9 protein-coding genes are annotated in these 8,151 nt (G+C 69.3%); 5 read left to right on the top strand and 4 right to left on the bottom strand.

Features of this window, described 5'->3' with window-relative positions; translation table 11 throughout:
• The 3 genes from IEY93_RS38220 to IEY93_RS16425 form a co-directional block, all read left to right on the top strand.
• A partial coding sequence (locus IEY93_RS38220) for a cbb3-type cytochrome c oxidase subunit I (protein ID WP_229691195.1) occupies positions 1–402 on the top strand: 402 nt, incomplete at its 5' end.
• Entirely contained in the window at positions 399–794 is a 396-nt protein-coding gene (locus IEY93_RS16430) for a cytochrome c oxidase subunit 4 (protein ID WP_189163938.1), read from the top strand. The genes IEY93_RS38220 and IEY93_RS16430, both read left to right, overlap by 4 nt.
• 215 nt (positions 795–1,009) lie before the next feature.
• Positions 1,010–2,296 (top strand): L,D-transpeptidase, encoded by a 1,287-nt coding sequence (locus tag IEY93_RS16425; RefSeq protein ID WP_203967855.1) that lies wholly within the window; start codon positions 1,010–1,012, stop codon positions 2,294–2,296.
• Between the two features lie 119 nt (positions 2,297–2,415).
• On the opposite strand, the gene qcrB is transcribed toward IEY93_RS16425, so the two are convergent.
• The 4 genes from qcrB to ctaE are packed head-to-tail and all read right to left on the bottom strand — an operon-like array spanning position 2,416 to position 6,644.
• Entirely contained in the window at positions 2,416–4,107 is a 1,692-nt protein-coding gene (qcrB, locus tag IEY93_RS16420; RefSeq protein WP_189163937.1) for a cytochrome bc1 complex cytochrome b subunit, read from the bottom strand.
• The gene (gene qcrA / locus IEY93_RS16415; protein ID WP_189163936.1) at positions 4,104–5,177 is read right to left on the bottom strand and encodes a cytochrome bc1 complex Rieske iron-sulfur subunit; all 1,074 of its coding nucleotides are present in this window, start codon (positions 5,175–5,177) and stop codon (positions 4,104–4,106) included. Before qcrA ends, qcrB begins: the two co-directional genes overlap by 4 nt.
• Positions 5,170–6,000 (bottom strand): cytochrome bc1 complex diheme cytochrome c subunit, encoded by an 831-nt coding sequence (qcrC, locus tag IEY93_RS16410; RefSeq protein ID WP_203967854.1) that lies wholly within the window; start codon positions 5,998–6,000, stop codon positions 5,170–5,172. Before qcrC ends, qcrA begins: the two co-directional genes overlap by 8 nt.
• A 17-nt stretch (positions 6,001–6,017) precedes the next feature.
• Positions 6,018–6,644, bottom strand: a complete 627-nt coding sequence (gene ctaE, locus IEY93_RS16405; protein ID WP_189163934.1) for an aa3-type cytochrome oxidase subunit III — start codon at positions 6,642–6,644, stop codon at positions 6,018–6,020.
• Between the two features lie 182 nt (positions 6,645–6,826).
• Between ctaE and IEY93_RS16400 the strand changes: the two genes are divergently transcribed.
• Together IEY93_RS16400 and trpD are read left to right on the top strand one after the other, a co-directional pair.
• Positions 6,827–7,228, top strand: a complete 402-nt coding sequence (locus IEY93_RS16400; protein WP_189164051.1) for a hypothetical protein — start codon at positions 6,827–6,829, stop codon at positions 7,226–7,228.
• A 26-nt stretch (positions 7,229–7,254) separates the two neighbouring features.
• The coding region (gene trpD, locus IEY93_RS16395; protein ID WP_229691194.1) for an anthranilate phosphoribosyltransferase at positions 7,255–8,151 on the top strand (897 nt) is incomplete at its 3' end.

The raw sequence follows: 8,151 nt of genomic DNA, 5'->3' as shown, positions 1-8,151 counted from the left end.
ACCCTCGGCAAGTGGCACTTCTGGACGCTGTTCATCGGCTTCCACACCACCTTCCTGGTGCAGCACTGGCTCGGCGCCGAGGGCTTCCCGCGCCGGTACGCCGACTACTCGGCGGCCGACGGCTTCACCGACCTGAACGTCGTCTCGTCGGTCGGCGCGTTCATCCTCGGCGCCTCCACGCTGCCGTTCCTGTACAACGTGTGGCGCACCTGGCGCTACGCGCCCAAGGTCACCGTCGATGACCCGTGGGGCTTCGGCAACTCCCTGGAGTGGGCGACGTCCTGCCCGCCGCCGCGGCACAACTTCACCAGCCTGCCGCGCATCCGGTCGGAGCGTCCCGCCTTCGACCTGAAGAACCCGCACCGGCTCGCCCCGGAGAAGGCGCTGGAGGAGACCCGATGAAGGTTCAGGGCTGGCTGTTCCTCCTCTGCGGCATCTTCTTCGCCGCGGTGGACCTCGTGTACTGGTTCTGGTCCAAGGAGCCGACCGGCACCACGGCACTGGCCATCTCCGTGGGCCTGGCCCTCATGATCGGCTACTACCTGCTGTTCACCGCGCGCCGCATCGGCGACCAGCCGGAGGACCGCAAGGACGCCGAGATCAGCGACGGCGCGGGCGAGCTGGGCTTCTTCAGCCCGTCGAGCTGGTGGCCGCTGTTTTTGTGCCTGTCGGTCGCGCTGATGACCGTGGGCTTCGTCATCGGCTGGTGGATGTTCCTGATCGGCGTCTTCGCCGTGGTCATGGCCACCATCGGCTTCGTCTTCCAGTACTACCGGGGTCACTTCACGCACTGACCGGGCCGTACGGGCCGCCGCATCCGCGGCCCCGTGCCCCGCACACCCCACACGCCGCTCGGGCGGCCGGTCGCTTCCGTCAAGGGAGCGTCGGTCGCCCGAGCGGCTTTTTTGCTGGTCGTTTCGGCCTTATCACCCTTGTCGGCGGTACACGACACGCAGTAACCGGGTAATAACTCACAAGGAGTGATCCATCGGAGCGGGGGAGACGTACCGTGAGAGACCTCGAGATCCGGGTGATCGCCGTTGGAACCGGGGCGCTGGCACTGCTGCTGGCAGGCGGCTGCGCGAACCTCGGCACCGAGAAAGGACAAGGTACTTCCGCATCACGGCAGGACGTGGCCGTGAGCGTCTCTCCGGGCGACGGAGCCGCCCAGGTGGCCCCGGAGCTGCCCGTGACCGTCGGAGCCGTGGGCGGCGCTCTCAGGAGCGTCACGGTGCGTGCGACGACCCGCGGCACCGTCGTCCAGGGCGTGCTGAGCGCCGACCGCACTCAGTGGCGCAGCAAGCGCGCCATGGCCCCGGGGGAGAGCTACGAGGTCACGGTGGTCGCCGTGGGCCCCTCGGGCGACACCAGGCAGGTGAGCAGCCGCTTCTCCACAGTGCGTGCCACGCAGACGTACGCGGTCGAGACGATCCTGCCGCACAAGGAGCTGACCGGCCTCACCGTCGGCATCGGCATGCCGATCATGCTCACCTTCGACCATCCCATCACCGACCGGGTGTCGGTCGAACGCAACCTGCTGGTGCAGAGCTCCAAGCCGGTCGAGGGGGCCTGGCACTGGTTCGACGACAAGTCGGTCAGCTTCCGGCCCAAGCGCTACTGGCCGGCGCACACCAAGGTGAAGCTGGTCGCGCAGCTCGCCGGCGTCCGGGGCGGGCCGGGTATGTACGGCGCCCAGGACTACGTACGCGAGTTCGAGATCGGCCGGGCGCAGATCAGCACCGCCGACGTCACCTCCCACCAGATGACGGTGGAACGCGACGGCAAGGTCATCCGCACCGTGCCGCTCAGCGCCGGGCGGGGCGGCGACTGGAAGTACCACACCACCAACGGCGTCCACCTGGCCATGTCGCGTGAGGACGTCACCACGATGACCTCGCCGGACGCCGGTCCCGGCAGTCCCGGCTACTACAGCATGACCGTCTACGACACCGTGCGCATCTCCAACAGCGGGGAGTACGTCCACGGGGCCCCCTGGTCGGTGGGCTCGCAGGGCAACTCCAACGTCAGTCACGGGTGCATCAACGTCAGCCCGGAGAACGCCAAGTGGTTCAAGGAGACCACGCTCATCGGCGACCCGATCATCGTCAGCGGCTCACCGCGGCCGCTGGAGCCCGCCAACGGGTGGGGCCACTGGCAGGAGAGCTGGCCGCAGTGGCTGCGGTGGAGCGGCCTGCGCTCCGGCTTCACCACCGAGGCGCTGTCGGCCGTCCCGGTCACCGACCACCTGGTCAAGCAGGACGGCGGCAAGGACCACAAGAAGACCACCACCTCCTGACAACCGGCCGCCATTCGCGAGGCCGCCGGACGGCGGGAGGCCCCGGGCGCGTGGTGCGCCCGGGGCCTCCCGGTGTTCTCGGCCGATCAGGTGGCGATGCCTGACCGGCTAGGGCCGGCTCAGTGGCCGATCGACCTGGTGGACTCCTTGTCGGCGCCCGCCCCGACCCCGGCGTGCGGAGCCGCGCCGTTGACGGCGTGGTGCCCGTCCGCGTGGTGGCCGTCCGCGCCGTCGTGGTGGCCGTCCAGCGAGATCGCGTCGGTGTCGGCGGAGTAGGTCTGGCTGAGCCTCGCCCGCAGCCTGCCGAGCGGGCCGCGCGCCCCCTTCGGCGGGATGCCCTCGCCGTCCGGGGCGGCCTCGATGGCCGGGATCCGCTTCTTGCCCAGCACGTGCGCCGCGATGTCCTCGGCCGGCGGGACGTGCACCTCGATGTACTCGCCGTTCGGCAGGCGCTTGATGACGCCCGACTCGACGCCGTGGTGCAGCACCTCCTGGTCACCGCGCTGCAGGCCGATGCAGATGCGGTAGGTGACGAAGTACGCGATGGCCGGGCCGATGAAGATCGCCCAGCGTCCCACGACCGTCGTGGTGTACAGCGAGATGTGGAACTTCGCCGAGATCCAGTCGTTGGCGCCCAGCAGCCACAGGATGCCGTAGAACGCGATGGCCGCCAGACCGATCGAGGTGCGGTGCGGGTTGTTGCGGGGACGGTCGGCGACGTGGTGCTCGCTGCGGTCCCCGGTGATCCACTGCTCCGCGAACGGGTACAGCGCCAGGCCGGTCATGATGATGCCCATCGGCACCAGGGCCGGGATCAGCACGCTCAGCGCCAGCGTGTGCCCCAGGAAGTTGATCTCCCAGGCCGGCATGAGCCGCAGCGCGCCCTCCAGGAAGCCCATGTAGAAGTCGGGCTGCGAACCCGCCGAGATGTCCGCCGGCGTGTACGGGCCGAACAGCCAGATCGGGTTGATCTGGGCGAAGGTGCCGAGCAGCGCCAGGACCCCGAAGGTGAACAGGAAGTACGCCCCGGACTTGGCCATGAACGACGGGTAGAACGGCGCGCCGACCACGTTCTGCTCGGTGCGGCCCTTGCCCGGCATCTGGGTGTGCTTCTGCACCCACATGAGGATCAGGTGGGCGGAGATCAGCGCCAGCAGGATGCCCGGGATCAGCAGGATGTGGATGCTGTAGAACCGCGAGATCACGTCGTGGCCGGGGTACTCCCCGCCGAACAGGAAGAACGTGATGTACGTGCCGACCAGCGGGATCGACATGGCCACGCCCTCGGTGATCCGCAGACCGGCGCCGGAGAGCAGGTCGTCGGGCAGGGAGTAGCCGGTCAGGCCCTCAAGGAGCGCCAGGGTGAGCAGCAGCACACCGATGATCCAGTTGAGCTCGCGCGGCTTGCGGTAGGCCCCGGTGAAGAACACCCGGAGCATGTGCACCATCATGCCCGCCACGAACAGCAGCGCCGCCCAGTGGTGGATCTGACGGATCAGCAGGCCGCCGCGGATGTCGAAGCTGATGTTCAGCGACGACGCGTACGCCTCGGACATCCGGACGCCCACGAGCGGCTCGTAGGAGCCGTTGTAGACGACCTCGCCCATGCTCGGCTTGAAGAAGAACGTCAGGAACGTCCCGGTGAGCAGCAGGATGACGAACGAGTACAGGGCGATCTCACCCAGCAGGAACGACCAGTGGTCCGGGAAGACCTTGCGCAGGTTGCGCTTCAGGAAGTTGCCCGCGCCGATGCGCTCGTCGACGAAGTTGGCGGGTCCCGCTATGGCCTTTGGAGTGCTGTCCAGGCTCATGCCTTCCCCCTGACTTCGGCTTCGGCGTCCCCGCGCTCCCAGAAGCTGGGACCGACCGGGACGTTGAAGTCGCTCTGTGCGATGAGGTAACCCTCGCCGTCGACCGCGATCGGCAGCTGGGGCAGCGGACGCGCGGCGGGACCGAAGATGACCTTCGCCCCGTCCGCCGCGTCGAAGGTCGACTGGTGGCAGGGGCAGAGGATGTGGTGCGTCGTCTGCTCGTACAGCGCCGCCGGGCAGCCGACGTGCGTGCAGATCTTCGAGTAGGCGACGATCCCGTCGTGGGTCCAGTTGATGTTGGTGCCCGGCTTGAGCTCCTCGGGCCTGAACTTGATCAGGATCAGCGTGGCCTTGGCCAGCGCGTTCAGGTCCTCCTCATGCCCTTCCGGCACCACTGACAGGATACCGCCGGGAGAGTTGAAGTCGGCCGCGCGGATCGGCTGCTTGGTGCCCTCGACCATCAGGCGGCGGCCCTTGGACCAGACCGTGTGCCGCAGGCTCGTGCCCGGCAGCGGGCCGAGGTCCTTCAGCAGCACCAGCGGCAGCAGGCCGAGCGGCGCCGCGGCCAGCAGCAGGGTGCGGCGCAGCAGCTTGTACTTGACGAAGCCGCTCTCGTTGGCGCCCTGCAGGAAGGTGTCGTTGACGCTCTCGCGGACGTCCGTGGCCGAGACCATCGGGTGACGTTCCTGCACGAGGTTGTACTTCGGCATGATCTGGCGGACCCAGACCACGATGCCGGCCGCCAGCGACAGCAGGGCGACGGTCAGCGAGCTGCCGAGTGCGAGGTTGGAGGTCGCCGTGCGGTCGATCGTGCCGACCTGGAACACCACGTAGGAGGCGACGAACGCGACGGCGGCGAGGAAGGACACCACGAACAGCAGCGCGACGATGCGCTCCGCCTTGCGGGCCTTGTCCGGGTCGGGGTAGGTCACCCCCTCGTGCTTGATCGGCTCGCGGGTGCTGACCGGCGCCCCGAGCGCGGACGCCTCGTCCCCCGGCGGGGGCGTGCCGATGACGCGCCGCGGGACGCGCTCCTCGGCCTGCTCGATGTCGTTGGGGTTCTCAGTCATGGTTGACCTGACGCTTCTTGGCGGTGATCCAGATGGCGGCGAGCGCGAGGAGGCTGATGCCGACGATCCAGGCGACCAGGCCCTCGGTGACCGGGCCGATGCGGCCGAGGCCGCTGCCGCCCGGGTCCGTCTGCTGACGCACGCTGACGATGTAGGCGATCATGTCCCGCTTCTCGTCGGGAGTGATCGTCGTGTCGTTGAAGACCGGCATCGCCTGCGGGCCGGTGATCATCGCCTCGTAGATCTGGGTGGGGGTGGCGGGGTTCAGCGGAGGGGCGTACTTGCCGTAGGTCAGGCCGCCGCCGGAACCGACGAAGTTGTGGCACTGGATGCAGTTCGCCCGGAACAGCTCACCGCCCTTGGCCGGGTCGCCCTTGCTCGGGTCGACCGACTCCAGCGAAGGCTTGGTCGGGCCGCCGCCCAGCGACTGCACGTACGCGGCGAGCTGCCGGATGCTGTCCTGGTTGACCCACTCCGGCAGGCGCTTGCGCGGCGCCTGCGGGCCGGGGTCCGCGTACGGCATGCGGCCGCTGGAGACCTGGAAGTCCACAGCGGCGGCGCCGACGCCGACGAGGCTCGGGCCCGACCCACCACCTGAGGAGTACGACCCCTCGCCGTTCAGGCCGTGGCAGCTCGCGCAGTGCGCCGCGAACAGATCCTTGCCCGCGGCCACGTCGTCCGCCTTGCCGGAGGCGATCGCCGCGTCGGCCCGGTCTCCCACGGGCGCCGCCAGGGCGTACACCACGCCGAGGAGGCTCAGGGCAAGGATGAGGACGGCGTATCGCGCGAGCGGATGCCGCCTCCGTGCGGTGATCGAGTTCACCGATATCCTCGTTCCGATCATTTGATGATGTAGATGGTCGCGAAGAGGCCCAGCCAGACGACGTCGACGAAGTGCCAGTAGTAGGACACGACGATCGCGCTGGTGGCCTGCTCATGGGTGAAGCGCTTCGCGGCGTACGTGCGTCCCAGCATGAACAGGAACGCGATCAGGCCACCGGTCACGTGCAGGCCGTGGAAGCCCGTGGTCAGGTAGAAGACCGACCCGTAGGCGTTGGAGGACAGCGTCACGCCCTCCTCCACGAGGTTGTGGTACTCGTACAGCTGGCCGCCGACGAACCAGGCGCCCATGAGGAAGCTGACGACGTACCAGAACCGGAGCTTGCCGACCTGACCCCGCTCCGCGGCCCACACGCCGAGCTGGCACGTCACACTCGACAGCACCAGCACGATGGTGTTGACCAGCGCGTACGGGACGTCGAGGTGCACGCCCTCGGGAGTCGTGGGCCAGGGGTTGCCCTGCGCGAGGGTGACCGACCGGATGGTGAAGTACATCGCGAACAGCGCCGCGAAGAACATGAGCTCTGAGGACAGCCAGACGATCGTCCCGACCTGGACCAGATTGGGCCGGCGGGACGGTGCTGCTGCCGTCGTCGAAATTGCGGATGCTGTCGCCACGTCCAGCATTATTGCGGCACTAGAGGCCGGGTCGCCGCACGACCCCCCGGTAAGGCCGCCTCGGCCCGATAAACCAGACATAAGCCCGGAACTGCACGAAGCGTGACTGGTCTGGGTTTCCGCCGCCGGGGACAGGTACCATCCGTGGTGACCATACCTCGTCCCAACCGATAGTGAGCGCGACCGTGAGCATGAGGGTTCTCGTCTACAGCGACGACGCAAGCACCCGCGAGAAGGTGCGGCTGGCGATCGGTCGGCGTCCGGCCGCCGACGTGCCCCTCGTGGAGATCGTCGAGTGCGCCACGCAGCCGGCGGTCGTCAAGCACCTGGACTCCGGCGAGATCGACGTCGCCGTCCTCGACGGCGAGGCCGTTCCCGCGGGCGGCATGGGCATCAGCCGCCAGGCCAAGGACGAGGTGTACGACTGCCCGCCCATCTGCCTGATCATCGGCCGCCGGGACGACCGCTGGCTCGCCGACTGGTCGCGCGCCGACGCCGTCGTGGCGCAGCCGATCGACCCGATGGCGCTCGCCGAGGCCGTCGCCGGCCTCATGCGCGCGCGTTCGGCCTCCCGCAGCATCACCTCCCACTGAATCTGCCGCCACTGACCGGAGACTCCATGGACGCGCGCACCACGTGGCCCGCGCTGCTCAGCGCCCTGCTGACCGGCGAGCACCTCACCGCCGACGAGACCGGCTGGGCCATGGGCGAGATCATGTCCGGCCGGGCGACCACCGCGCAGATCGCCGCCTTCGCCACCGCGCTGAAGGCCAAGGGCGAGACGGTCGCCGAGGTCACCGGGCTCGCGCGCACCATGCTCGAGTTCGCCACCCCGCTGTCGGTCGAGGGCCCGACCGTCGACATCGTCGGCACCGGCGGCGACCGGGCCCACACCGTCAACGTCTCGACCATGGCCGCCATCGTCGCCGCCGCGGCCGGGGCGCGGGTCGTCAAGCACGGCAACCGCTCGGCCTCCTCCTCGGTGGGCGCCGCCGACGTGCTCGAATACCTCGGCGTCGTCCTCGACCTGCCGCCGGAGCTCACCGCGCGCACGGCCGTCGAGGCGGGCATCGCCTTCTGCTTCGCGCCGGTCTACCACCCCGCGCTGCGCTTCGCGGGCCCGGTCCGCAAGGAGATCGGCATCCCGACCTTCTTCAACTTCCTCGGCCCGCTCACCAACCCCGCCCGCCCGTCCGCGCAGGCCATCGGCGTCTACGACCCGCGCATGCTGCCGGTCGTCGCAGGCGTCTTCGCCGAGCGGGGGGTGTCGGCCCTGGTGTTCCGGGGCGACGACGGCCTCGACGAGCTGTCCACGGCCACCACCTCCACCGTGTGGGTGGTCCGCGACGGCACCGCGGTCCAGACCGTCTTCGACCCGCTCGACATCGGCGTCCCGCGCTCCGACCCCGGCGCGCTGCGCGGCGGCGACGTCGAGTTCAACGCCCGCGCGGTGAACGAGCTGGTGGACGGCAAGCAGGGCCCGGTGCGCGACGCCGTCCTGCTCAACGCCGCCGCG

Source organism: Sphaerisporangium melleum (genome assembly GCF_014646695.1).
GTDB lineage: Bacteria > Actinomycetota > Actinomycetes > Streptosporangiales > Streptosporangiaceae > Sphaerisporangium > Sphaerisporangium melleum.
Note: the sequence above shows the minus strand (reverse complement) of the source record. Positions and strands in the feature narration are given on the sequence as shown.

Coding starts and splice junctions, on each gene's coding strand:
- IEY93_RS16430 (WP_189163938.1), top strand. CDS start 399: ATGAAGGTTCAGGGCTGGCTGTTCCTCCTCTGCGGCATCTTCTTCGCC.
- qcrA (WP_189163936.1), bottom strand. CDS start 5,177: ATGACTGAGAACCCCAACGACATCGAGCAGGCCGAGGAGCGCGTCCCG.
- qcrB (WP_189163937.1), bottom strand. CDS start 4,107: ATGAGCCTGGACAGCACTCCAAAGGCCATAGCGGGACCCGCCAACTTC.
- IEY93_RS16400 (WP_189164051.1), top strand. CDS start 6,827: ATGAGGGTTCTCGTCTACAGCGACGACGCAAGCACCCGCGAGAAGGTG.
- ctaE (WP_189163934.1), bottom strand. CDS start 6,644: ATGCTGGACGTGGCGACAGCATCCGCAATTTCGACGACGGCAGCAGCA.